17 protein-coding genes are annotated in these 23,996 nt (G+C 68.3%); 4 read left to right on the forward strand and 13 right to left on the reverse strand.

Features of this window, described 5'->3' with window-relative positions:
* Window positions 1-3: 3 nt before the first annotated feature.
* Together cobA and nirB are read right to left on the reverse strand one after the other, a co-directional pair.
* Window positions 4-1,035 carry a uroporphyrinogen-III C-methyltransferase gene (gene cobA / locus ACIGJD_RS06230; protein ID WP_483688766.1) on the reverse strand — a complete coding sequence of 344 codons (1,032 nt, stop codon included), beginning with the start codon at window positions 1,033-1,035 and terminating at the stop codon, window positions 4-6.
* Between the two features lie 2 nt (window positions 1,036-1,037).
* Entirely contained in the window at window positions 1,038-3,680 is a 2,643-nt protein-coding gene (gene nirB / locus ACIGJD_RS06235) for a nitrite reductase large subunit NirB (RefSeq protein ID WP_483688767.1), read from the reverse strand.
* Between the two features lie 259 nt (window positions 3,681-3,939).
* On the opposite strand from nirB, the gene nirD reads away from it, so the two are divergent.
* Complete coding sequence (gene nirD, locus ACIGJD_RS06240) at window positions 3,940-4,320, forward strand: nitrite reductase small subunit NirD (protein ID WP_483688768.1); 381 nt, start codon at window positions 3,940-3,942, stop codon at window positions 4,318-4,320.
* 72 nt (window positions 4,321-4,392) lie between these two features.
* Here nirD and ACIGJD_RS06245 read toward each other — a convergent pair whose 3' ends face one another.
* Together ACIGJD_RS06245 and ACIGJD_RS06250 are read right to left on the reverse strand one after the other, a co-directional pair.
* On the reverse strand, window positions 4,393-6,144 hold the full coding sequence (locus ACIGJD_RS06245) for a phospho-sugar mutase (protein ID WP_483688769.1): 1,752 nt from the start codon (window positions 6,142-6,144) through the stop codon (window positions 4,393-4,395).
* 58 nt (window positions 6,145-6,202) lie between these two features.
* Window positions 6,203-7,021 (reverse strand): purine-nucleoside phosphorylase, encoded by an 819-nt coding sequence (locus ACIGJD_RS06250; RefSeq protein ID WP_142130615.1) that lies wholly within the window; start codon window positions 7,019-7,021, stop codon window positions 6,203-6,205.
* Between the two features lie 103 nt (window positions 7,022-7,124).
* On the opposite strand from ACIGJD_RS06250, the gene ACIGJD_RS06255 reads away from it, so the two are divergent.
* A complete protein-coding gene (locus ACIGJD_RS06255) occupies window positions 7,125-8,540 on the forward strand; it encodes an NAD(P)H-quinone dehydrogenase (protein WP_483688770.1) in 1,416 nt (471 codons plus the stop codon).
* 126 nt (window positions 8,541-8,666) lie between these two features.
* A complete protein-coding gene (locus ACIGJD_RS06260; RefSeq protein WP_483688771.1) occupies window positions 8,667-8,915 on the forward strand; it encodes a hypothetical protein in 249 nt (82 codons plus the stop codon).
* 54 nt (window positions 8,916-8,969) lie between these two features.
* Here the strand turns inward: ACIGJD_RS06260 and ACIGJD_RS06265 are convergent, their stop codons facing one another.
* The 4 genes from ACIGJD_RS06265 to ACIGJD_RS06280 all read right to left on the reverse strand — a co-directional run bounded on the left by ACIGJD_RS06265 (window position 8,970) and on the right by ACIGJD_RS06280 (window position 15,797).
* Complete coding sequence (locus ACIGJD_RS06265; protein WP_483688772.1) at window positions 8,970-10,427, reverse strand: aldehyde dehydrogenase family protein; 1,458 nt, start codon at window positions 10,425-10,427, stop codon at window positions 8,970-8,972.
* A 201-nt stretch (window positions 10,428-10,628) separates the two neighbouring features.
* The gene (locus ACIGJD_RS06270) at window positions 10,629-12,185 is read right to left on the reverse strand and encodes an FAD-dependent oxidoreductase (protein WP_483688773.1); all 1,557 of its coding nucleotides are present in this window, start codon (window positions 12,183-12,185) and stop codon (window positions 10,629-10,631) included.
* Window positions 12,182-14,383, reverse strand: a complete 2,202-nt coding sequence (locus tag ACIGJD_RS06275; RefSeq protein ID WP_483688774.1) for a molybdopterin oxidoreductase family protein — start codon at window positions 14,381-14,383, stop codon at window positions 12,182-12,184. The genes ACIGJD_RS06270 and ACIGJD_RS06275 overlap by 4 nt, the downstream gene beginning before the upstream one ends.
* Before the next feature lies 1 nt (window position 14,384).
* Entirely contained in the window at window positions 14,385-15,797 is a 1,413-nt protein-coding gene (locus ACIGJD_RS06280) for an MFS transporter (protein ID WP_483688775.1), read from the reverse strand.
* A gap of 278 nt (window positions 15,798-16,075) precedes the next feature.
* Between ACIGJD_RS06280 and ACIGJD_RS06285 the strand changes: the two genes are divergently transcribed.
* Window positions 16,076-17,485, forward strand: coding sequence for an MFS transporter (locus ACIGJD_RS06285; RefSeq protein WP_483688776.1), 1,410 nt, complete (start codon window positions 16,076-16,078; stop codon window positions 17,483-17,485).
* Window positions 17,486-17,633: 148 nt separating this feature from the next.
* Here ACIGJD_RS06285 and ACIGJD_RS06290 read toward each other — a convergent pair whose 3' ends face one another.
* The 5 genes from ACIGJD_RS06290 to ACIGJD_RS06310 all read right to left on the reverse strand — a co-directional run bounded on the left by ACIGJD_RS06290 (window position 17,634) and on the right by ACIGJD_RS06310 (window position 23,991).
* Complete coding sequence (locus ACIGJD_RS06290) at window positions 17,634-18,365, reverse strand: glutamine amidotransferase (protein ID WP_483688777.1); 732 nt, start codon at window positions 18,363-18,365, stop codon at window positions 17,634-17,636.
* 52 nt (window positions 18,366-18,417) lie between these two features.
* Window positions 18,418-18,855 (reverse strand): YybH family protein, encoded by a 438-nt coding sequence (locus ACIGJD_RS06295; protein WP_483688778.1) that lies wholly within the window; start codon window positions 18,853-18,855, stop codon window positions 18,418-18,420.
* A gap of 17 nt (window positions 18,856-18,872) precedes the next feature.
* Window positions 18,873-20,684: an acetyl/propionyl/methylcrotonyl-CoA carboxylase subunit alpha gene (locus ACIGJD_RS06300; protein ID WP_483688779.1), complete on the reverse strand. Its 1,812-nt coding sequence runs from the start codon at window positions 20,682-20,684 to the stop codon at window positions 18,873-18,875.
* A 130-nt stretch (window positions 20,685-20,814) separates the two neighbouring features.
* Window positions 20,815-21,459 (reverse strand): Maf family protein, encoded by a 645-nt coding sequence (locus tag ACIGJD_RS06305; protein ID WP_483688780.1) that lies wholly within the window; start codon window positions 21,457-21,459, stop codon window positions 20,815-20,817.
* A gap of 9 nt (window positions 21,460-21,468) precedes the next feature.
* Entirely contained in the window at window positions 21,469-23,991 is a 2,523-nt protein-coding gene (locus ACIGJD_RS06310; RefSeq protein WP_483688781.1) for an MMPL family transporter, read from the reverse strand.
* Window positions 23,992-23,996 lie beyond the last annotated feature (5 nt).

Raw genomic sequence — 23,996 nt, forward strand, 5'->3', positions numbered from 1 at the left:
CTTTCACGATCCCAGCAGCGACGCCGCCAGCACGTCCAAATCGGCGGCGGTCCCGGAATGCCCGCGGTTGGCTTCAGCCACGCGCACCACCTCGCCGATGACCAGCACGGCGGGATTGCTGCACGCGGCAGCGGCCGAGGTGATGGTGCCCAGGTCCGCAATGGTGGTGCGCTGGCCGGGCCGGTAGCCCCGTTCCACCACCGCCATGGGCATGTCCGGCCGCATTCCCGCGCGGCGGAGCCCTGCCGCCAACTGGTGGAGGGTGCCGATGCCCATGAGCACCACGATGGTCCCTCCCATGCCGGCCAGGTGCTGGTGTTCCTTTTCGGTCAGCGGGGCGTGCCCGGACACCACGGTGAACAGATGGCTGACTTCACGGTGGGTCACCGGGATTCCCGCCGCGGCCGGCACCGAAATGGCGCTGGTGACGCCGGATACCACCTGGACCTTGACGCCGGCGGCCACACAGGCAGCCACCTCCTCGCCGCCGCGGCCGAAGACATAGGGGTCTCCGCCCTTGAGCCGCACCACGTTGTTGCCCGCCAGCGCGCTTTCCACCATCAGCTTCTCGATGTCCGCCTGGCTGACCTTGTGGTGCCCCGGCCTCTTGCCGACGTCGACAAGCTCGGCGGACGTCAGCAGCGGCAGCTCCTGGTACGGGGCCAGGCGGTCATAAAAGACGACGTCGGCGTCCCGGAGTGCCTTGACGGCCGCGACGGTGAGCAGGTCGCCGGTGCCGGGACCGCCGCCCACCAGGGTGACGTGGCCGGCGGGGCCTGCCGCAGGCTCCGTGGCAACGGGGACGCCGGCTTCCCGGCAGTGGTCCAGGAACGTGCCCCAGCCGGGCTGTCCGTCCGCGACGGCGGCCACCAGGAACAACTCTTCCGGCAGCCGGGTAGGGGTGGTGCTGGGCGGGGTCTCCAGGCAATGCACGACGGCGCCCGCGGCTTCGTAGCGGCGCACCGCCTGCCGCGCTGCAGTGGCGGAGCCGGCCACCAGGACGTCCCGGCCGGCGAGGTCGATGCTGAGCTGCATGGTTATGCCTCGTTTTCGGTGGTGCCGCTTGTGGCCGTGCGGACGGGGATGGAGGCACCGATCAGGACCTTTCCCTTTTCCTCGGGGGTGGCGGGGCGCATCTGGCCACGCTCGTCCGGGACGAAGGTGATGGAGTCGTCCTTCTGGTCGGGTGCATTGACGAAGGAGCGGAAGCGGCGCAACCGTTCGGGGTCCTTCAGGGTGTCTGCCCATTCGTCAACGTAGGTGTCCACGTGCTTGGCGATGGCGGCCTCCAGGTCCTCGGCGATGCCCAGGGTGTCCTTGACCACCACGTCCTCGACGTGCCTGATGCCGCCGTCGAGTTCTTCCTGCCAGCGGGCGGTGCGCTGCAGGCGGTCGGCGGTGCGGATGTAGTACATGAAGTAGCGGTCGATGTACTTGATGAGGGTTTCGTCGTCCAGGTCCTTGGCCAGGAGCTGGGCATGGGCCGGGGTGGCGCCGCCGTTGCCGCCGACGTACAGGTTCCAGCCGTCAGCGGTGGCGATTACCCCGACGTCCTTGCCCCGGGCCTCGGCGCATTCGCGGGCACAGCCGGAGACGCCCATCTTGAGCTTGTGCGGGCTGCGCAGGCCGCGGTAGCGCAGTTCGAGCTTGATGGCCATGGCAACCGAGTCCTGGACGCCGAAGCGGCACCAGGTGGAGCCCACGCAGGACTTCACCGTGCGCAGGCTCTTGCCGTACGCCTGGCCGGATTCGAAGCCGGCGTCCACCAGTTCCTTCCAGATTTCGGGGAGCTGCTCCAGCCGGGCGCCGAACATGTCGATCCGCTGGCCGCCGGTGATCTTGGTGTAGAGGCCGTACTTTTCGGCGACGGCGGCGATCACGCCGAGCTTCTTGGGGGTGATCTCGCCGCCGGCGATGCGGGGGACCACCGAGTAGGTGCCGTCTTTCTGCATGTTGGCAAGGGCGCGGTCGTTGGTGTCCTGCAGGGTGCCGCGGCCGGCGTCCAGGACGTAGGCGCTGTTCTGGCTGGCCAGGATGTTGGCGATGGTGGGCTTGCAGATGTCGCAGCCGGCGCCGGTGCCGTATTTGGCCATGATCTCCTCGAAGGAGGTCAGTTCCAGGACGCGGATTGCGTCGAACAGTTCCTGGCGGGAGAGCTCGATGTGCTCGCAGAGTGCCTTGGAGACCTCGACGCCGGACTTGGTGAGTTCGGTCTCGAGCAGCTTCTTGAGCATGGGCACGCAGGAGCCGCACTGGGTTCCGGCGCGGGTGCAGCCTTTGAGTTCGCCGAGTTCCTGGACCGGGGCGTTGCCCTCGCAGGCGCCGCAGCCGTTGATGGCCTCCCGGATGGTCCCTGCCGTGACGTTGTTGCAGGAGCACAGGGTCGCGTCGTCCGGAAGCTCGGTTTCGGGTGCTTCGCCGCCGCCCGCGGCGCTCAGGAAGGCGCCGGGCTCGGCGGGGAGCTCGCGGCCCAGGAGCGGGCGCAGGCTCATGTAGGGGGACGCGTCGCCCACGAAGATGCCGCCCAGCAGGGTCTTGGCGTCATCGGTGGTCACGATCTTCTGGTACACGCCCCGGGCCGGGTCCGCGTAGACGATCTCGAGCGCGTGCTCGGTCCTGGCGAAGGCGTCGCCGAAGCTGGCCACGTCCACACCGGACAGCTTCAGCTTGGTGGCCGTGCCGAAGCCAGGGAAGGTGGCGTCGCCGCCGTGCAGCCGGTCCGCGACGATTTCGGCCATGGTGTTGGCGGGGGCCACCAGGCCCAGGCACATGCCGCCGAAGTTGGCCACCTCGCCGATGGCCCAGATGCCGGGGATCTCGGTGGCGCAGTAGTCATTGATCACCACGCCGCCGCGCGGGCCCAGGCTGAAGAGCTGCTCCTCACCCTCGGCCGCGCGGAAGAGCTCGTCGCGGGGTTTTACGCCCACGGCGACAATCACCAGGTCTGCCGGGATGACGCGTTCGTCAGCCATCAGCACGCCGGTGACCTGGCCGTCGTCGTCCGTCAAAATCTCGCTGGGGAACACGCCGCCGTGCACTTCGAAGCCCTTGGCCTCGATGAGGCGGCCAAGGGCCTGGCCCGCGCCCTCGTCCAGCTGGGTGTTCATCAGCCAGGGGGCACCGTTGATGACCACGGGGGTGGCGCCCAGCTGCTCGGTGCCGGCGGCCGACTCGAGGCCCAGGAGGCCGCCGCCGATGGTCACTGCGTTGATTTTGCGGCCAAGCTTTTCGGTGAGCTCCGCAATGGCCTTGTTGATGGCCCAGACATCATCGAGGGTCCGGTAGACGTGGGCGTGCTGCGCGCCCGGAATGGGCAGGCGGACCGCGTCCGAACCGGTGGCCACCACCAACTCGTCGTACCCGTAGGCGTTGCCGGCAGCGGTTTCCACCGTCTTTGCCGTGGCGTTAATCTTCACCACGCGCTCGCCCGTCTTCAGGACCATGGAGCCGTGCTCCCACAGGGAGGCGGTGCCCAGGGTGAGGTCCACGCCGGTGTCGGTGAGGGCCTTGGAAAGCGCCACCCGGTCGTAGGGGAGGTGGGCTTCCTCGGTGAGGACCGTGACCTGCCAGCCAACGAGGCCGCGGGCATGCATGGCGTCCGCAAAACGGTGGGCCGCGGGGCCGCCGCCGGCGACGACGATGCGGCGCGGAGTCTCTGTGCTTGAAGTCTGTTCGGTCACTGTGGGCCTTTCGCATGGGCCGCAGACGGTGCTCTGCAGCTTGTGCCTCCAGCCTAGGAAGGGGCAGTTTCGCCTCAGTTTCCCAATTGTTTCGTCAACTTAACTTCTGCATCACGGGGGCATTTCCACCCGGGTTAGGTCTCTTTTACGCGCCGGACACATGCACCGCACCGCCATGAAACACCCGGACCCTAGCGTGGGACACGGCCGCAGATGCAGCGGCTGCAAGGGACAACAGGCACAGGGAAAGGAGCCGGACATGACGGCAACACTGGAACTTGGGGCGCTCGCCGCCGAATCAGACCTCGCCGGATTTGAGGCCGGCTGGTGCCGTGTCTGCGCGATTGACGACCTGGAACCGGCGTGGGGGGAGGCTGCCTTGGTTGGTGGACGCCAGGTGGCGCTCTTCCGTACCGGGCCGGACGAAGTCTTTGCAGTGGCGCACCAGGATCCGGCCACCGGGGCCCACGTGATGGCCCGCGGCATCCTGGGCTCCAAAGGCACCCGGCCCACCATTGCTTCCCCGCTGCACAAGGAGGTCTACGATCTTGAAACCGGCGAGTGCTACAGCACCCCCGGCCTGCGGCTGGCAGCGTACAGCACCCGGGTCACCGGCGGCTTCGTCGAGGTGGAGCTGTAAGGCTTCTCCACCACAAAAAGGGGCGCCAGGGCTTTGAATAAGCCCGGCGCCCCTTTGGTGCTTAAGGACCTGCTACAGCCCCAGCGCTTCGCTGACGTCGTGCAGGACCTCGTCCAGTGAGGCCCGGGCGGCCTGGCGTGCGGCCGGCAGTTCCGCGGCGGTGTCCACCTGGTGGATGACCTCCAGGTAGCACTTGAGCTTGGGCTCCGTGCCGCTGGGCCGGATGATCACGCGGGTCAGGTTCCGGGTGATGTAGAGCAGGCCCTCGGTGGGCGGCAGCTGGGCGCTGCCCTCCGCGAGGTCGATGAAGACCTCCACCGCCGACTGCCCGAACGATTCCGGCGGCGAGACCCGCAGGCGGTTCATCATGGCGTCCAGCAGTCCCAGGTCCGCCACCCTGATGCTCAGCTGGTCGCTGGCGTGCAGGCCGTGCTGGAGGTACAGCTCGTCCAGGGTGTCGAAGACGGTCTTGCCTGCGGCTCTGGCGGTGGCGGCGAGTTCAGCGATCAAGACCGCGGCGGAGATGCCGTCCTTGTCCTTCACCAGGTCCGGCGCCACGCAGTATCCCAGTGCCTCTTCGTACCCGTAGACCAGGCCGGGAACGCGGGAGATCCATTTGAAGCCGGTCAGTGTTTCCTGGTGCGCGAAGCCGGCAGCATTGGCGATGCGGGCCAGCAGCCGGGAGGAAACAATCGAATTGGCGAAGACGCCGCGGCCGTCCGACTCGTCGCCGGCGGCGCCGCCGTCCGCGAACCGGGCCACCATATGGGCGCCCAGCAGCGACCCCACTTCGTCGCCGCGGAGCATCCGCCAGGCGCCGGTGTCAGGGTCTTTCGCCGCCACTGCTGCCCTGTCGGCGTCGGGGTCGTTGGCGATGACCAGGTCGGCATCCAGCCGCGCGGCCGCCTCGAGGGCGAGGTCCAGCGCGCCCGGTTCCTCCGGGTTGGGAAAACTGACGGTGGGAAAATCGGGGTCCGGTTCCGCCTGCTCGGCCACCACGGTGACATCCGTGAAACCTGCCGCCTTCAGCACGTCCAGCGCAGTGCCGCCGCCCACACCGTGCAGCGGGGTCAGGACGATCTTCAGGTCCCGGGCCGGGAAGCGCTCCGCCATGGCGAGTGCCGCCGTCGTCCGTTCGTACCCGGCCGCGAGCGAGCCGTCCAGGACGGTCCAGCCGTCCCCAGCCAGTGCTATTGAATCCAGCGGTCCCACCGCGCTGATGCGGGCGGCGATTTCGGCATCGTAGGGGGCCACAATCTGGGCTCCGTCACCATCCGCCGCCACGGCATGCCGGCCCAGGTACACCTTGTACCCGTTGTCCTGCGGCGGGTTGTGGCTGGCGGTGACCATGACGCCGCCGTCGCAGCCCAGGGCACGGACCGCGTAGGCCAGCAGGGGAGTGGGGAGGGCAGCCGGCAGCAGGAATGTCTCGATGCCGGCCGCGGTGAAGACCGCCGCCGTCTCCTCCGCAAAGACGTCGGAGTTATGCCGCGCGTCGTAGCCGACGACGGCCCGCGGCCGGGTGCCCGCCGCCGCCTTCGCTACGGCATCCACGAGGAACGCGGCGAGCCCCGCGGCGGCGCGCCGCACCACCACCCGGTTCATCCGGTTGGGCCCGGGGCCCAGGGCGGCGCGCAGGCCGGCGGTGCCGAACTGCAACGTGCCGCGGAAGCTGTCTTCCAGTTCCTGCCGGGCCGCGGGATCGCCATCCTCCGTAAGGCGGACCAGCTCAAGGAGCGACGCCTTCGTTGCGGGATCCGGGTCCTGGGCAGCCCATTCGCGGGCTTCGGTGAGCAGGCGGAGTTCGGCATCGGAAGACGTCATGGGCATAACGCTATCGTCATTGCCCGCCCACGTGATGCACCCGGGGTGCGTGGTCCTGCTAGAGCCGCGCGATGATGTCGGCCAGCAGCCTGGAGATGCGCGGCCCCGCAGCCTCGCCGGATTCAAGGACTTCCTGGTGGCTCAGCGGCTGGGGGCTGATGCCCGCGGCGAGGTTGGTGACCAGCGAAATGCCGAACACCTCCATTCCGGCGTGCCGGCCGGCGATGGCCTCCAACGCCGTGGACATGCCGATCAGGTCGGCCCCGATCCGCTTGGCGTACTGCACTTCCGCCGGCGTCTCGTAGTGCGGGCCGGGGAACTGCGCGTAGACGCCTTCGTCCAGGGTGGGATCCACTTCACGGGCGAGTCCGCGGATCCTGGGTGAGTAGAGGTCCGTCAGGTCCACGAACGTAGCCCCTTCCAGGGGTGAAGCCGCGGTGAGGTTGATGTGGTCCCGGATCAGGACCGGCGTGCCGGGGGCCCACGCCTCGTTGAGGCCGCCGCAGCCGTTGGTGAGGACAAGGGTGCTGCACCCTGCGGCTGCCGCGGTCCGGACGCCATGCACCACGGCGCGGACGCCCTTGCCTTCGTAGTAGTGGGTGCGGGCACCCAGGACCAGGGCGCGCTTCCCGCCCTTGGTCAGGACGGACCGGATGGTGCCTACGTGGCCCTCGACGGCGGGAGAGTGGAAGCCAGGGACTTCCTCGGCGGACAGGGTGGCGGTGGTCTCGCCGATCAGGTCGGCGGCCTCGCCCCACCCGGAGCCGAGGACCAGCGCGGTGTCGTGACGGTCCACGCCTGTCTCCTCGGCGATGTAGTCAGCGGCGGCGCGGGCGGCGGCGAACGGGTCCGTGTTCAGGAAGTCTGTTGTACTCACCAGTACAAGTTATCCTGCCGCCCCTGTTACCCCTGTCACTGCGGCCCCCAGGATGCCCTGTTTTCTTGGTGGTCAGGCGGTGAATGGGCGAGAATGGATGACTGTGACTACGCATCCAGATTTCAGTTCCCCCCGGATCGCAATCCTGGGAGGTGGTCCCGGCGGATACGAAGCCGCCATGGTGGCCGCCTCGCTCGGAGCGACGGTCACCATCGTCGAACGCGCGGGCCTGGGTGGCTCCGCGGTGCTGACGGACGTGGTTCCTTCCAAGACGCTCATTGCCACGGCGGACCTGATGACGCGCGTCGCCGAGGCCGGCGAGCTGGGTGTGAAGTTCGATGTCGACGGCGGCGACTTTATCCCCGTGATGCGCGCCGACCTCAAGCACATCAACGACCGCCTCCTCACCCTGGCCCGTACGCAGTCCCAGGACATCCGCGACGGCCTCGAAAAGCAGGGTGTCCGCATCATCGCTGGTTCCGGCCGCCTCCTGGACAGCCACACCATCGAGGTCCTCACCGTGGACGGCACCGAGACGATCGAAGCGGACACCGTCCTGCTGGCCGTAGGTGCGCACCCCCGCGAACTGGAAACGGCCCGCCCGGACGGGGAACGGATCCTGAACTGGACCCAGATCTACAACCTGGATGAACTGCCCGAGGAACTCATCGTGGTGGGCTCCGGCGTGACCGGTGCCGAATTTGCCTCCGCCTACAACGGCCTGGGCTCCAAGGTCACCCTGGTCTCCAGCCGTGACCGCGTGCTGCCGGGCTCCGACGTGGACGCCGCAGTGGTCCTGGAAGAAGTCTTTGAACGCCGCGGCGTACGGGTCCTGTCCCGCTCCCGGGCGCAGACAGTCGAACGCACGGACGAGGGCGTGGTGGTCACGCTCTCGGACGGCACCAAGGTGACCGGCAGCCACTGCCTGCTGTGCCTGGGTTCCATCCCGAACACTGCAGGCATCGGCCTGGAGGAGGCCGGAGTGGCAGTCAGCGACAGCGGCCACATCAAGGTGGACGGCGTGTCCCGTACCACGGCCCCCAACATCTACGCCGCCGGCGACTGCACCGGTGTCCTGCCGCTGGCCTCGGTGGCTGCCATGCAGGGCCGGATCGCGGTGGCACACTTCATGGGCGACGGCGTCACCCCGCTGAAGCTTCACCAGGTGGCCTCCAATATCTTCACCTCGCCCGAAATCGCGAACGTCGGCGTGTCCGAGGCAGAGATCGAATCCGGCAAGTACCAGGCCGACATCATCAAGCTCTCCCTGCGCAGCAACGCCCGCGCCAAAATGCGCAACGCCAAGGACGGGTTCGTGAAGATCTTTGCGCGGAAGGGCTCCGGCACCGTGATCGGCGGTGTGGTGGTGGGACCCAACGCGTCCGAACTGATCTTCCCGATTTCCATCGCGGTCAAGCAGAAACTGCACGTGGACGACGTCGCAAGCACCTTCACGGTGTACCCGTCGCTGACCGGCTCCATCTCCGAGGCAGCCCGCCGCCTGCACGTCCATATGTAAGGCTCCCGCCAAACGCGGGGCTGGACCCCTCGGGGCCCTCTGCCTAGACTCGAACCAGGCGCGGCCGGGAATTTCCATGAAGTTCCCGGCCGTTCCTGTACCAGCCGTCGACGCAAGGAGGGGCCCATGGAACTTCAGGACATCAAGTGGAACGAGCAGGCACGGGAGAAGATCCTGCTGGATGCCGATCGGGCACTGCAGGAAGCGGTCCGGGAGGCGGCTTCATCGCTGTCCGGATCCGGCAAGGAACAGGTGTACGAGTTCCTGTTTGAAAAGCTGAAGGGCCAGTTCGTGGACTTCCAGCCGGGCCCGGACCTCACCAAGTACGCCGAGGCCGTGGCCGGCGGGGAGTTCGATTCAGGAGCAACGGCCTAACAGCCCCACTGGTTTCCCGCCAAGAGGTTTGCAACCCTTGGCGGGAAACTGTGTTTAAAACGGATACGGGGCGATGTCCGGGCGCATCGTGAGCCACTGTATTTCGGTGAAAGACTCCATGTTGGCGTGGTGGCCGCCGATCCGGGAGCCGTTGCCCGAATCCTTCATGCCGCCGAACGGGGAATTGGCCTCGTCCGAGACTGTCTGCTCGTTGATATGGACCTTGCCGGAGTCCAGCTGGTCTGCAATGGTCATGGCCATGCCGACGTCACCCAGGATGCCGATGGACAGGCCGTACTCGCTGTCGTTGGCCAAGGCCACCGCTTCATCCACGGTGGAGAAGCTGGTCACCGGGGCCACGGGTCCAAAGATTTCATCTTTCCAGGCCGGACTGTCCTGCTTAAGGTCCACCAGTACCGTGGGCTGGTAGAAGCGCCCATCGTGGGTGCCGCCCGCTGCCACCCGGGCGCCGCCCTTTACCGCCTCCTGGACTATGCCGTCCACACGGTGCAGCTGCCGCTCATCGATGACCGGTCCCAGCGCCACGGTGCCGCTCTTCGGGTCACCGACCGGCAGGTGGGCGGCCTTCTCGGACAGCGCGGCAACGTAGTCGTCGTAGATGTCCTCGTGCACGATATGCCGGCCGGCTGCCATGCAGATCTGGCCCTGGTGCATGAACGATCCGAATGCGGCGGCCGACGCAGCCTTGGCCAGGTCTGCGCCCGGCAGCACGATCAGCGCGTTGTTGCCGCCAAGCTCCAGGTGGGCGCGCTTGAGCAGGCGTCCGGCTGTTTCGCCGATCTTCCGCCCGGCCGCCGTCGAACCCGTGAAGGCGATGACGCGCACTTCCGGTGCCTCCACCACGGCGGCACCGATGTCTGCGCCGCCGGGCAGCAGCGACAGCAGCCCGGGCGGCAGGCCTGCCTCCTCGAAGATCCGCATGAGGGTGACGCCGCCGCAGACAGCGGTCCGGGGGTCCGGTTTGAGCAGCACCGCGTTCCCCAAAGCCAGGGCAGGGGCGACGGCGCGGATGGAGAGGATCAGCGGGAAGTTGAACGGCGCGATCACGGAGACGACGCCGACAGGGCGGCGCCGGGCAAAGGACCAGCGGTTCTCGTTCGAGGTGAGTACGTCCCCGGCCGGCAGCGAGGGCAGCGCTGAAGCGTCGTAGCATTCGTTGGCGGCTATGTGCGTTTCCAGCGCTGCCTTGGGGGCGATGCCGCCGGATTCGCGGACGATCCAGTCCTGGACCTCCGCGGCGTGCTCCTCCCAAAGCTGCCCGGCGCGGCGCAGCACGGCGGCGCGCTCCTCCGGGTTGCGCGCGGCCCAGGCCTTTTGGGCCTTCGCCGCCGCGGCGGCAGCCTCCCGGGCATCCTCCACGGAGGCGATCCCGTAGTTGCCCAGCTGGGCGCCGGTGGCCGGTTCAACGCTGGTTCCGGTTCCGCCGCCGCCTTTGCGCCAGCCGTTGAGGTAGATGTTGCCGTCCCAAAGGGCGGAATCGAGGAGGGACATCGGTGTCCTTTCGTCGTGAACTGCCGCGACTCGATGTCACGGGCGGGCGGATGCCGGAACACCGCCCAGTCATTGGTGGTGCCTTTACCTTCGCCGCCATGTTCATGCGCCGTCAACCATCGCCCATGCCGCCACCGCCTTGGGTTAGGGGAAGGCTGGGTGGGGCCACGGCGTCCGGGTTCCCTGGCCGAGCTTGCGAGGTTAGGGGAAAGCTGGGGAGAAGTGCCCTTCGATGAGGCCCTTGATGTCCTCGTGGCAGCCACCGCAGCCGGTGCCCGCGCGGGTGGCCTTGGAAACGTCCGCCACGGTGGCGCAGCCGGCCGAGACGGCCTCGGTGATGGCAGTCCCGCTGACCCCGGCGCACCGGCACACCGTTCCGGCGGGGTCGGCAGAGGCTCCCGGCAGCTGGTCCGGGCCATCCAGGCGGAGGAGCAGCGACCGGTCCGCGGGCAGTTCAGCCCCGCGTTCAAAGAGCCCCACCAGTTCGGCGGCCGTGCGCGGCATGCCCACTGCCACCAGGCCTTCCAGGACGCCTCCGCGCGTGGTCATTTTGACGTAGCGGCCATGCTCGGGATCGGCCCACTGCGAGACCTGCAGGCGCGGCCGTCCAGCGGCAGCACCCGCCGTCAGGGCTTCCTCGTCCCAGGGATCGGCGGAGTTGTCTCCGGCCACGGCCATGTTGATGCCACGGGCCTTCAAGACCACGACGCCGGGCTGCTCCGGCGGCAGGGCGGGCAGCAGCTCCGCTTCGGCGGCTGCTCCTTCGGCCAGCAAAGTGAGGTAGCCCGCAAGCCACTCGGCCTGCCGCCACCCCGGGCCCACCAAGCCGGAGGGACCCTTTGCATGGCGGCAGCGCGCGCAGCCAGGGTCCGGGCAGCGGACCTCGGCGCAGTCGCCGATGGCAAAAATGTGCGGTTCGTGGTGCGCCCGCAACCGGTGGTCCACCAGGATGCCGGTGCCGGTGGGCAGCCCGCAGCCTTCGGCAAGCTCGGTCCGGGGACGGACACCGCACGAGATGACCAGGAGGTCGCCGTCAATCGCGGACCCGTCATGGAGCAGCAAAGCCGAGAAGCCGCCGTCGGGCCCGTTGTGCTCAACCCCCGTGGAACGGGCATTTCCCGCCATGCGGACGCCGCGCCTCCGCAGGCCAGCGGCCAGGACCGTTCCGCCGCCGCGGTCGATGCTGCGGCCCAGCGGGTGCGGGCCGTTGTGGACCACCGTGGCGGTGGCACCTTCCTCAGCCGCGGCCAGCGCCGTTTCCAGGCCCAGCACGCCGCCGCCCAGCACCACCACCCGCTTGCCGCCCTCCACCGCCTTCCGCAGCACGCCGGCGTCGCGCAGGTCCCGCAACGCCGTAACGCCCGCGGGAAGGACAGGGGTGGAGGGATCCGGGTTGATGCCGGTGAGGTTGGGGATCACCGGGCGGGATCCGGTGGCGAAAACCAGCCGGTCGTAGTGCAGGGGAGTTCCGTCCGCGAGCAGGACCTGCTGCCGCGCCCTGTCCACGCGCTTCACCCGCACGCCCAGTCGGACGTCCACGCCCTGCGCGGCCAGCTCGGCGGCATCGGCAAGGGCCAGCGCGCCAGGGGTGGTCCGGCCGACGCCGAGATCGGCCACGAGCACCCGGTTGTAGGCGGCTTCGGCTTCCGCTCCCACCACGGTGAGGCTGACGTGGCCTGCGCGCACAGCGGGCAGGAGCTCGTCCACCAACCTGGCCGCTACGGGACCGAATCCCACGATGACAATCTGTTCGCTCATGAGGCCTCCGTTGTCTGCAGCATCCGGGCGGAGTCAGGTGCGGCCATTGGCCGGACCCACACGGTGTTGAACTTGAATTCGGGCATTCCGGAGACGGGATCGGTGGCCGCTTCGGTCAGCCGGTTGGCGCTTTCGGCACCCGGAAAGTGGAACGGCAGGAAGACCGTCTCGGGGCGGATGGCGCTGCTGAGCTCGGCCCGGCACACCACCTCACCGCGGGTATTCGAGACGGAGACCAGGGTTCCGGCGCCGATGCCCATGGCGTCGGCCGCCGCGGGGTGGAGCTGCACCGTGGCCTCCGGCCGGGCGGCGAGGAGTTCAGCCACCCGGCGGGTCTGGGCTCCGGACTGGTAGTGCTCCAGGAGGCGGCCGGTGATGAGGGTCATGGCTTTGGCAGCGGGGCCGGGGTTGGCATCCGGCGTACGACGGCGGCTCGGCGCCACCGGAGCCATGACCGCCTTGCCATCGGGGTGCGCAAAGCGGTCCGTGAACAGGCGCGGCGTTCCGGTGCTGCCGGCCGGGTAGGGCCAGTAGGCGGCCTCGCCGCGGTCCAGCATGGCGTAGTCGATGCCGGAGTAGTCGGCCGGGCCGCCGGCGGAGGCGCGCCGCAGCTCCTCGAAAACGGTTTCCGGGTCCTCGCTGTACGTGGACGGAGCGTCCAGCCGCTCGGCCAGGCGGGCCATGATCCAAAGTTCGCTGCGGGCGCCCGCAGGCGGGGAGACGGCTCGGCGGCGGCGCAGGACGCGTCCCTCGAGGTTTGTGAGCGTGCCGTCCTCTTCCGCCCACTGGAGCACGGGCAGGACCAGGTCGGCTTCCGCGGCGGTCTCGGACATGAAGAAGTCACTGACCACCAGGAAGTCCAGGCTCCGGAGCCCCTGGATCACGGTGTTGGCGTCAGGGGCCGCCACGGCGATGTTGGAGGCGTGGACAAAGAGGCACCGGACGCCGTCGGGCTTTCCCAGTGATTTCAGCAGCTGGACGGCGGGGAGGCCGGGGCCGGGGATCAGGTCCTCGGGAACGCCCCAGACGGCGGCGACGTGTGCGCGGGCGGCGGGATCGGTGATCTTGCGGTAGCCGGGGAGCTGGTCCGCCTTTTGGCCGTGTTCGCGGCCGCCCTGCCCGTTGCCCTGGCCGGTGAGGGTGCCGTACCCGCTGCGGGCAGTGCCCGGCAGGCCCAGCAGGAGGCTGAGGTTGATGGCGGCGGTGGCGGTGTCGGTGCCGTCCACATGCTGTTCCACGCCTCGGCCGGTGAGGATGTAGCTGCCGCCGGCCCGGGCTCCGGCCGCAAGCATGCGGGCCGTCTGCCGGATCAGCTCCGCGGGGACGCCGGTGATCGACTGGATGCGTTCCGGCCAGAAAGCGTTGACGCTGCGGACAAGTGCGCTGTAGCCGGAGGTGCGCTCCCGGACGTAGGCGCTGTCCACCAGGTTCTCGTGGATCACCACGTGGGAGAGGCCCAGCAGCAGGGTGAGGTCCGTGCCCGGCAGGGGCTGGAGGTGGAGGCCGCCGCCGTCGGCGGTGAAGGCCGCGGTGGCCGAGCGGCGCGGGTCCACCACGATCAGCCCGCCGGCATCACGGGCTCCCTTGAGGTGCTGAACAAACGGCGGCATGGTCTCGGCAACGTTCGAACCGAGCATCAGGATGGTGCTGGCGGTGTCCAGTGCTTCCACGGGGAAGGGCAGGCCGCGGTCCACGCCGAAGGCGCGCATTCCGGCGGCGGCTGCGGAGGACATGCAGAACCTGCCGTTGTAGTCGATCCGGGAGGTGCCCAGGGCCAGCCGGGCGAACTTGCCAAGCATGTAGGCCTTCTCGTTGGTGAGCCCGCCGCCGCCGAACACGCCGACGGCGTCTGCTCCGTGACGGGCGCGGGTGTCCCTTACAGCTGCGGCGGCGAGGTCCAGGGCCTGCTCCCAGCCGATGGGGCGGTGCACGCCGTCGGGTCCCTTCAGCAGGGGTTCGGTGATCCGGCCCGCGTGGTTCAGGAGCGTGGGGGAGGTCCAGCCCTTGCGGCACAGGCCGCCCCGGTTGGTGGGGAAGTCCCGCGGGGTCGCCTCCACTGCTGCCCCGAGGGGCGGCTGCGGTGCGGTGCCGGCGCCTGGCCCCGGCTGGTCAGCCGGGGCCAGGGCCGAGGTGGACGTGAGCGTCATGGCGCACTGCAGGGCGCAGTAGGGGCAGTGCGTGTCGGCGCTGTTGGCCATGCTAGATGTGTCCCATCGCGTTCCGGCCGGCGTTGCGGATGTAGCAGGCCCAGCAGACCAGCAGCATCAGGACATACGCTCCGACGAAGCCGTAGAAGGCGGGGGTGTAGGAGCCGGTGGCGGTGCTGGAGGCGTTCAGGACCTGGGGTATGACGAACCCGCCGTAGGCCCCGATCGCGGAGATCAGTCCCAGGGCGGAAGACGCCAGGCGCTGGGTGGCCACGGAGCTTGCTCCCTCGCGTGCGGCCCGGCTGGAGGTGGCGAAGATGACCGGGATCATCCGGTACGTGGCGCCGTTGCCGAAGCCGCTGGCGGTGAAGAGCATCAGGAACAGGACCAGGAAGAGCAGGAAGTTCTTCAGCGGCAAGGTCCAGACCATGGTCAGCGTGATCACGGCCATGGCGGCGAACGCCGAAACGGTCATCCGGGCTCCGCCCATACGGTCCGCCATGCGGCCGCCGTAGGGGCGGGCCAGCGAGCCCACCAAGGGGCCCAGGAAAGCGAGCGAGAGGGCTACTGTTCCCACGCCGATGCTGGAGAACCCGGGGAAGTAGTCCTTGATCAGCTTGGGGAACACGCCGGCGAAGCCGATGAAGGAGCCAAACGTCCCGATGTACAGCAGCGCCATGATCCACAGGTGTGGTTCCTTGAGCGCGGCCACGGAGCCGGCCACGTCGCCCTTGGCGCTGGTGAGGTTGTTCATGTACTTGAAGGCGCCGAACGCGGCCAGCAGGATGAGGGGGACCCACATCAATCCGGCCATGGGAAGGTTCACGGTGCCTGCGGCCAGCAGGGTGATCACAATGGGAACGGCAAGCTGCGCGACGGCGGCACCGAGGTTTCCGCCCGCGGCGTTCAGGCCCAGCGCCCAGCCCTTTTCACGGGCCGGATAGAAGAAGGTGATGTTCGCCATCGAGCTGGCAAAGTTGCCGCCGCCGAACCCCGCCAGGGCCGCCACCAGGAGCATGACGCCGAAGGGGGTTTCCGGATTGGAGACGCAGAGGGCCAGTCCGATGGAGGGGACCAGGAGCAGCAGGGCGGACACGATTGTCCAGTTCCGGCCGCCGAAGCGGGGGACCATGAAGGTGTAGGGGATGCGGAGCGTGGCGCCCACCAGGCTGGGCATGGAGATAAGCCAGAAGATCTCCGACGTGGAGAACGTGAACCCGGCGGCGGGAAGCTGGACCACCACGATGGACCAGAGCTGCCACACCACAAAGCCGAGGAACTCGGCGAAAATGGACCAGTTCAGGTTTCGCCGCGCGATGGCGCGGCCTGCGGTTTCCCACTGCTCCTTGTTCTCCGCATCCCAGTTGGCGATCCAGCGGCCGGGGCGGAACTCAAGGGCAGGGGCGTCTGTGGTGCGGGCAGGGCCGGGCTGTACGCCGGTTTCGACAGTGCGGTCAACAGTCACGGTTTACCTCCTTCAGGGATGGGGTTTCCTCAAACCTAGGGACGGCTCGTTTCGCGGACAGTCGATGTTTGTAAACGCGCTGTGACTTTTCCCTATCCGGCCCGGGCGGCCGGCGTGAGGCGGGGGCGGACGCGCTTAGCGTGAGACGCACAACACAGGTCCGCATGCTGGACGTTTCGTCCATTGACTGGACTGGGACAAGTAAGATCGAACTCTAACTACTTGAGCCGGGAGGCAGTCCTGCCCGCGCCCGGCCGGTCTCACGAAAGCGTTTACCTATGTCTTCCACCGATACCACCGCGCTGCCAGGTGCACAGCAGCCGGTGAACTCCCGCGGCCGCGTCATCGTGGCCAGCCTGATCGGCACCACAGTGGAGTTTTACGACTTCTACGTCTACGCCACCGCCGCCGTCCTCGTCTTCCCGAAGCTCTTCTTCCCCAGCGCGAACGAAACCACGCAGCTGCTGAGCTCCTTTGCCGTGTTTGGCGTGGCGTTCATCGCCCGCCCCCTCGGCTCCATCATCTTCGGGCACTTCGGTGACAAGTTCGGGCGCAAGGGCACACTGGTGGCCTCGCTGCTGACCATGGGTATCGCCACGTTCCTTATCGGTTGCCTCCCCACCGCGCTGGTTCCGGGCTGGGAGTTCCTGGCGCCGGCCCTGCTGGTGGTCATGCGCTTCGCCCAGGGCCTGGCGCTCGGCGGCGAATGGAGCGGGGCCGCGCTGCTGGCCACCGAGAACGCCCCCGCCAACAAGCGCGCCATCTACGGCACCTTCCCGCAGCTCGGCGCCCCGATTGGCTTCATCATCGCCAACGTCATCTTCCTGGTGGCGAGCTACACCCTGACGCCGGAGGCCTTTGCGGCATGGGGTTGGCGCGTGCCGTTCCTGCTCAGCGCCGTCATGGTGATCCTGGGCCTCTATGTCCGGCTCAAGCTGATCGAAACCCCGGCCTTCACCAAGGTGGTGGAGTCCAACGAGGTGGCCAAGCTGCCGCTGGGCCGCGTCTTCAAGAGCAGCTGGCGCCAGCTGATCCTGGGCACCTTCATCATGCTGGCCACGTACGTTCTCTTCTACCTGATGACCACGTTCACGCTCACCTACGGCACCAAGCCAACCCTGGAAGGTGCCAAGGCCGCAGCCGAAAAGGCCGGAAAGCCCATGTCCGAAGCCGCTGCCGCCGCGTTCGTTCCCGGCCTCGGCTACAGCCGGAACGACTTCCTCTGGATGCTGATTGCCGGCGTCGTCTTCTTCGGCATCTTCACCCTGGTCTCCGGACCCCTGGCCGAAAAGTACGGCCGCCGCAAGATGCTCATCGCCGTCACCGCAGGCATCTTCGTGTTCGGCCTGCTGTTCGTCCCGCTGTTCAGCGGCGGCTTTGCGGGCACCATGGGCCTGCTGATCCTCGGCTTCTCCCTCATGGGCCTGACCTTCGGCCCGATGGGAGCGCTGCTGCCCGAATTGTTCCCCACCAACGTGCGGTACACCGGCTCGGCCATCAGCTACAACTTCTCCAGCATTCTGGGTGCAGCAGTGGCGCCGTTCATCGCCGTGGCCCTGTGGGAAGCTGCCAAGGGCAGCCCGGTCCTGGTCGGTGTGTACCTGACCTCCATGGCAGTGCTCACCCTGATCGCACTGTTCCTCACCCGCGAAACCCGCGACGTGGACTACGAGAACAACGTGGCCTGACAGCCACTGTGCATTCCAGCCCGGTTAGCGGCTGAATTGCCCGGCGCGATTCCTGCAATGGCAGGAAACGCGCCGGGCATCGTGCATTCTGTGCCAGGTAACCGGGAGGGAGCGCACGACGCCGGGCGGCTGGTTCGGGCTGGCGGGTTCAGCGGGCGTAGCGGGCCACGAAGTTCTTCAGCACCGTCATGGGCTCGGTGACAGTGAACTCCCGCGCCGCCGCCATGAGTTCCTCCGCTGATTCGGGCGGGAAATAGCCGGCGTGCCGGTAGATGTCGATCCGGGTTACCAGCCCGTCGGCGTCCAGTTCGGGGTGGAACTGGGTGGCGTAGAGATTGGTCTTGATGCGGAACATGTGGACCGGGCAGGAGGCCGCCCGGGCCAGCAGCACTGCGTGCGGGGGCAGCGAGCTGACGGCTTCCTTGTGGCCGGTAAATGCGGTAAAGGTAGCGGGCAAACCCTGCAGAATGGGGTCCTGCAGTCCCTCCTCCGTCAGCTCCACCTCCACCGCGCCCAGCGGCTCGCCGTAGGTCCGGTCGATCACGGCTCCCTGGTGGCTCCCGAGCGTGCCCACGCCGTAGCAGGCGCCGAGGAACGGGAAGTCGAGGTCCACCAGCCGGTCCAGGAGTACGGCCAGCTCCTGCTCCACCCGGTGCTGCACGGGGCTCTTGTGCTCGGGCGGATCACTGGAGGTAAACGGGCTGCCGCCCACGATCACCCCGGAGTACTTCGAAAGATCCAGTGCCGGCAGGGGAGCGGCTTCGAGTCGGACCCGGAGCAGCTCCCGCTCCTCAAGCCCGCCGTACCTCAGGTACGCGGCGTACTCGTCCTCCGCGGCGGCATCCTCCGCGCGGGAGGCCAGGAGCAGGAAAGGCAGCATGAGCTAAGTCTGCATCCTGCTGCACCCTGCTGCCAGCACCGCGCCCTGCTGATCAGGCTGGCGGTTGCGTCAGTGAACGGCGGGACTGCGGCCGGGCAGCCGGGTCCGCGTGGCGGTGCACCAGCTTCCAGTAGCCCTCCTCGCGGCGGAAGATGCTGGTCACGCGGAGGGCGAACTCCTCCGTGGCCGCCGCCCCGTCAAGCCGGGCGCGGAAGTGTTCGGTCTCCACCAGATAGGCGGTGTCGCGTGCCGTGTAGGAGGTAACCGTGTCAAAGCCCAGCATCTCGCCGTCGCGGAACTGCCGTGCCGCCTGGTCCAGCCGGGCGTCCACCTGGGCCCAACCGCGGGCGATCCCGCCGAACGGATTGGCCAGGGTGACGTCATCCAGCCGGGAGTACAGTTCCTTGATCGGAGCCGGGTTGCCCCGGGTAATTTCGGGGACCGCCTTATGGTAGCGGTCCACTTCTTCCTGGAAACTCGGTGCGAGCATGGCTGCCGGACCGCCTTCTAGTCCTCGATGGTGGCGATGATGGCGCCCGCGGACACCGTCTCACCGGCGGTTGCCGTCAGGCCCGTGATGGTGCCGGAACGGTGTGCGGTGAGGGGCTGTTCCATCTTCATGGCCTCGAGGACCACCACCAGGTCGCCTTCGGTCACCACGTCGCCGTGAGCCACGGCCACCTTGACGATGGTTCCCTGCATGGGGGAGGTCAGGGCGTTGCCGGTGGCGGCAGCGGGCCCTGCGGACCGGGAGCGCTTCTTGGACTTGCCCGGCTTGCCGGTGGCGGCAGCTGCGGTTCCCGGCGTGCCCAGGGACGCGGGGAGCACCACCTCAAGGCGCTTGCCGCCCACCTCCACCACCACGCGCTGGCGATCCTCGGCGGAGCCTTCGCCGTCAGCGGTGCCGTCCGGGGTCCATGCCGGCAGGTTGTTGCTGAATTCGGTTTCGATCCACCGGGTGTGGACCTTGAACGGGCCTTCGGCGGGTGCGAAGGCGGGGTCCGAGACGACAGCAAGGTCGAACGGGATGACGGTGGGGATGCCCTCCACCACCATCTCTTCCAGGGCGCGGCGCGCACGCTGCAGGGCCTGCGGCCGGCTGGCGCCGGTGATGATGAGCTTGGACAGCATGGAGTCGAAGTTGCCGCTGATGACGTCGCCCTGCTCCACGCCGGAGTCCACGCGCACACCGGGGCCGGTGGGGTTCTTCAGGACGCGGAGGGTGCCGGGGGCGGGCAGGAAGTTCCGGCCCGGGTCCTCTCCGGTGATGCGGAATTCGATGGAGTGGCCACGGACCTCGGGGTCGCCATAGCCCAGTTCCTCGCCGCGGGCCAGCCGGAACTGCTCGCGGACCAGGTCGATGCCGGTGACTTCCTCGGAGACGCAGTGCTCCACCTGCAGGCGGGTGTTGACCTCGAGGAAGGAGATGGTGCCGTCCTGGCCCACCAGGAATTCGCAGGTGCCTGCGCCCAGGTAGCCGGCCTCCTTCAGGATGGCCTTGGAGGATTCGTACAGGCGGCGGTTCTGGTCCTCGGTGAGGAACGGGGCCGGGGCTTCCTCCACGAGTTTCTGGTTGCGCCGCTGGAGGGAGCAGTCGCGGGTGGAGACCACCACGACGTTGCCGTGGGAGTCGGCCAGGCACTGGGTTTCCACGTGGCGCGGAGCGTCGAGGAAGCGTTCGATGAAGCACTCACCGCGGCCGAAGGCGGCTGTGGCCTCGCGGACGGCGGATTCGTACAGTTCGGGGATTTCCTCCCGGGTACGGGCCACCTTGATACCGCGCCCGCCGCCACCAAAGGCAGCCTTGATGGCCACGGGCAGGCCGTGCTGGTCCACGAAGTCCAGGACCTCCTGCGCGGACTCGACGGGATCCGCCGTTCCGGGCACCAGCGGGGCGCCTACCTTTTCGGCGATGTGCCGGGCCTGGACTTTGTCGCCCAGGGCGGAGATGGCCTCAGGGGAGGGGCCGATCCACGTGATGCCGGCCTCGATCACGCGGGCGGCGAACTGGGCGTTTTCGGCCAGGAAGCCATAGCCCGGGTGGATGGCGTCGGCGCCGGACTGGCGCGCGGCCTCGATGATCTTGTCCATCACCAGGTAGGACTCTGCGGCGGTGGTGCCGCCCAGGGCGTAGGCCTCGTCAGCCAGCCGGACGTGCAGGGCGTCGCGGTCCGGATCAGCGTAGACAGCGACGGAGGCGAGGCCCTCGTCCCGTGCCGCCCGGATGATGCGCACGGCGATTTCGCCGCGGTTGGCGATCAGCACCTTTGTGAGGCTCGGCTGCGTGGTTCCTGCGGACTGCTCCAAATTTGCTGACAAGGCGTCTCCTTCTTTCCTTCAGGGAGCCTAGCGCGGTTTTGGAGGTTCCGCCGATATTACTTGCGGAATCCGCGTGTAAAGCAGCCTTCCTTTGTAGGGAAGCTACAAGCGATGCGGAAAACGGACTGCTTTACCGGTGGGGCCAGAGATCCGTGATGCGAACATTGGCGGCAGCTAGCAGGCCGCGCAGGGTGGAGACGGAAAGGCCGACGACGGCGTGGGGGTCGCCGTCGACCTTCCGGATGAAGGCCCCGCCCAGGCCATCGATGGTGAAGGAGCCCGCGCAGTGCAGCGGTTCGCCGGTGGCGATGTAGGCGTCGATTTCGGCCGGTTCCATGTCCAGGAAGGAAACCTCGGCGGAGGCGACCGCCCCGAGCGTGGCGCCCGAGCCGCGGCCGCCGTTGCCGTCGTCGTCCGTGTCCCTGCAGTCCACCAGCCAGTGGCCCGTGTGCAGCACGCCGGCCCTGCCGCTCATGCGGAGCATCCGATCGCGGGCGACGTCGGCGGTGTAGGGCTTGCCGTGCGCCTCGCCGTCGAACTCAAAGACGGAGTCGCAGCCCAGCACCAGCGCGCCCTCCGCCTCCGGCAGCGACGCCACGGCCTCGGCCTTGGCGCGGGCCAGCAGCAGTGCGGTGTCGTGCGGGTCGGTGACGCCGTACCGTTCCTGGACGGCGGCCTCGTCGACGTCGGACACCAGCACGGTGTGCCGGATGCCGGCCTCGGCCAGGAGCTTGGTGCGGGCGGGGGACTGGGAGGCGAGGATCAGATGGTGCACGGCTTCAGCCTAGTGGACCAGCTCGCCGGAGACCGGCGCGGCCTGGCCGCGGTTGAGCTTGGCGCCCTCCACGTCCACGTCCGGCAGGATCCGGTCCAGCCAGCGGGGCAGCCACCAGGACTTGGCGCCCAGCAGGTACATCACGGCGGGAACGATGGTCATGCGGACCACGAACGCGTCGAACAGGACGCCGAAGGCCATCGCGAAGCCCAGCGGCCGGACCATGGTGAGGTGGCTGAAGATGAAGCCGGAGAACACACTGACCATGATGATCGCGGCGGCGGTCACCACGGCGGCTGCGTGCCGGAAGCCCACCCGGACCGCTTCCTTGGCGGATGATCCGTGCATGTAGGCCTCGCGCATGCCGGAGGCGATGAACACCTGGTAGTCCATGGCCAGGCCGAACAGGACGCCGATCAGGATGATGGGCAGGAAGCTCAGCACGGCGCCCGGGTTGGCCACGTCGAAGACATTGCCCAGCCATCCCCACTGGTACACAGCCACCACGGCGCCGAAGGCCGCAGACAGGGACAGCAGGAAGCCGCCCGTGGCCAGCAACGGGACCACGATGGAGCGGAACACCAGCAGCAGCAGGATCAGGGAAAGTCCGACGACGATGGCCAGGTACGGCGGCAGGGCGTCACCAAGCTTGGTGGAGACGTCCACGTTGCCGGCCGTCTGCCCGGTCAGTCCCATGGTGACGTCGTAGTCGGCCTTGATTTCGCCGTTAAGCCCGCGTAGTTCGGAGACCACCTTGACGGTACTGGCGCTGGCGGGGCCTTCCTTGGGGATGACCTGGAACACGGCGGTGCGGCGGTCTTCGCTGAGGGCCACCGGCACGGCGGCCACCACGTTGTCCACGGCACGGAGCTTGTCCGCGATGTCGTACTGCAGCTTCTGCGCCTGGGCTGCGTCCAGGTTCGCGGGGAACTCGCCCACGGCCACGATGGGGCCGGTGACGCCTTCGCCGAAGCTGCGGGCGGTCAGGTCGTAGGCCTGGTACGCCTCGGACTCCACCGGCTCCGAGCCGCCGTCGGGCAGGGCCAGCTGCAGCTGCGTGGCGGGCAGGGCCAGGGTGCCCAGTAGGAGGACGCCGGCAATGAGCGCCACCCATGGGTGCTTGGTGACCAGGCCGCCCCATCCGCGGGTGCTGCGTTCACGGTCGATGGCAAGGTCCGCTGCTTCGTGGTCCGGCTCGGCGTTGTGCGCCTCCGACTTGGCCCAGGCCCGCTTGGAGATGATGCGGCGCCCAATCAGGGACAGCATGGCGGGGGTCAGGGTGATGGCGACGAGTACGGCCACTGCCACGGTTCCGGCCGCCGCGAGGCCCATGACGGTGAGGAACGGCAGTCCGGGGACCACCAGGGCGGCCAGGGCGATGATCACGGTGAGTCCGGCGAAGACCACCGCATTGCCGGACGTGCCGTTGGCCCGGGCCACGGACTCTTCAGGGTCCATTCCGGCCAGGAGCTGGGTCCGGTGCCGGTTGACGATGAACAGTGAGTAGTCGATGCCCACAGCCAGGCCCAGCATGAGGGCCAGCATGGGGGAGATGGAGCTCATGTCGAACAGGCCGGAGAGTGCGAACGTGATGCCGACGCCCACACCGACGCCCATGATGGCCATCAGCAGCGGCAGCCCGGCGGCGACCAGGGTGCCCAGCATGAGGATGAGGACCAGCGCTGCCACGGCGATACCCACGATTTCCGCGGTGCCGAACAGGGCCGAGATGTCCTCGGTGATTTCCTTGCTTGCCAGCGCAGTGACGCCGGCCGAGGAGGTTTCGTGGGCGATCTGCTGCACCTGCTTGCGGACCGTTGGGGCCAGTCCGTTGATGGAGGTGTTGAACTGCACCTGTGCCACGGCGGCTTTGTTGTCCTCGGAAACGAAGCGGATGGCCGAGGCCGCTTGGGCCTGGCGCTTGCCAAGTTCCAGCTTGGCCTTGTTGGCCTCCAGTTCCTGGGTGCCGGCGTCGAGCTTTGCCTGGCCCGCCGCCAGCGCCGCCTTCTGCTGGCCGAGCTGGGCCTCAATCAGTGCTGCCGGTGCTCCTGCCGCGGTGAGCTGCTGCTCGGCCGCGGCCAGCTGGGCCTTGCCGGCCTCGAGCTGCGCGCGGGAGGCGTCCAGCTGGGCCTGGCCGGCTGCGAGCTGCTGCTCGCCGTCGGTGATGGCCTTGCCGGCCTGGTCCACCTGTGCCTGGGTGGCGAACGGATCCACCGTGCCTTTGACCTCAGGGATGGTCTGCAGCTTCTTCAGCGCGTCTGTCACGGCTGCCCGGCTCTGGTCCGTGAAGCCGCCGTCGGGCGCTTCGAAGACGATGGTGGCGCTTCCGCCGGACGCCGAGGGCAGCTCCTGCTTGAGCTTGTCCGCGATCCGCTGGGTTTCGGTCCCGGGAATCTGGAAGTTGTTGGACAGGGTGCCGTGGAAGGCTGCGGCTGAGCCGCCGACGGCTACCAGCACGGCAAGCCACAGGGAGATGACAAGCCAGCGCCGGCGGTAGGAGAACTTGCCGAGGCGGTAGAGGAGGAGTGCCATGCGGG

The sequence above is a fragment of the Arthrobacter sp. E1SS-5 genome, from assembly GCF_057073715.1.

Coding starts and splice junctions, on each gene's coding strand:
- cobA (WP_483688766.1), bottom strand. CDS start 1,035: ATGCAGCTCAGCATCGACCTCGCCGGCCGGGACGTCCTGGTGGCCGGC.
- nirD (WP_483688768.1), top strand. CDS start 3,940: ATGACGGCAACACTGGAACTTGGGGCGCTCGCCGCCGAATCAGACCTC.
- ACIGJD_RS06245 (WP_483688769.1), bottom strand. CDS start 6,144: ATGACGTCTTCCGATGCCGAACTCCGCCTGCTCACCGAAGCCCGCGAA.
- ACIGJD_RS06260 (WP_483688771.1), top strand. CDS start 8,667: ATGGAACTTCAGGACATCAAGTGGAACGAGCAGGCACGGGAGAAGATC.
- ACIGJD_RS06265 (WP_483688772.1), bottom strand. CDS start 10,427: ATGTCCCTCCTCGATTCCGCCCTTTGGGACGGCAACATCTACCTCAAC.
- ACIGJD_RS06270 (WP_483688773.1), bottom strand. CDS start 12,185: ATGAGCGAACAGATTGTCATCGTGGGATTCGGTCCCGTAGCGGCCAGG.
- ACIGJD_RS06275 (WP_483688774.1), bottom strand. CDS start 14,383: ATGGCCAACAGCGCCGACACGCACTGCCCCTACTGCGCCCTGCAGTGC.
- ACIGJD_RS06285 (WP_483688776.1), top strand. CDS start 16,076: ATGTCTTCCACCGATACCACCGCGCTGCCAGGTGCACAGCAGCCGGTG.
- ACIGJD_RS06290 (WP_483688777.1), bottom strand. CDS start 18,365: ATGCTGCCTTTCCTGCTCCTGGCCTCCCGCGCGGAGGATGCCGCCGCG.
- ACIGJD_RS06295 (WP_483688778.1), bottom strand. CDS start 18,855: ATGCTCGCACCGAGTTTCCAGGAAGAAGTGGACCGCTACCATAAGGCG.
- ACIGJD_RS06310 (WP_483688781.1), bottom strand. CDS start 23,991: ATGGCACTCCTCCTCTACCGCCTCGGCAAGTTCTCCTACCGCCGGCGC.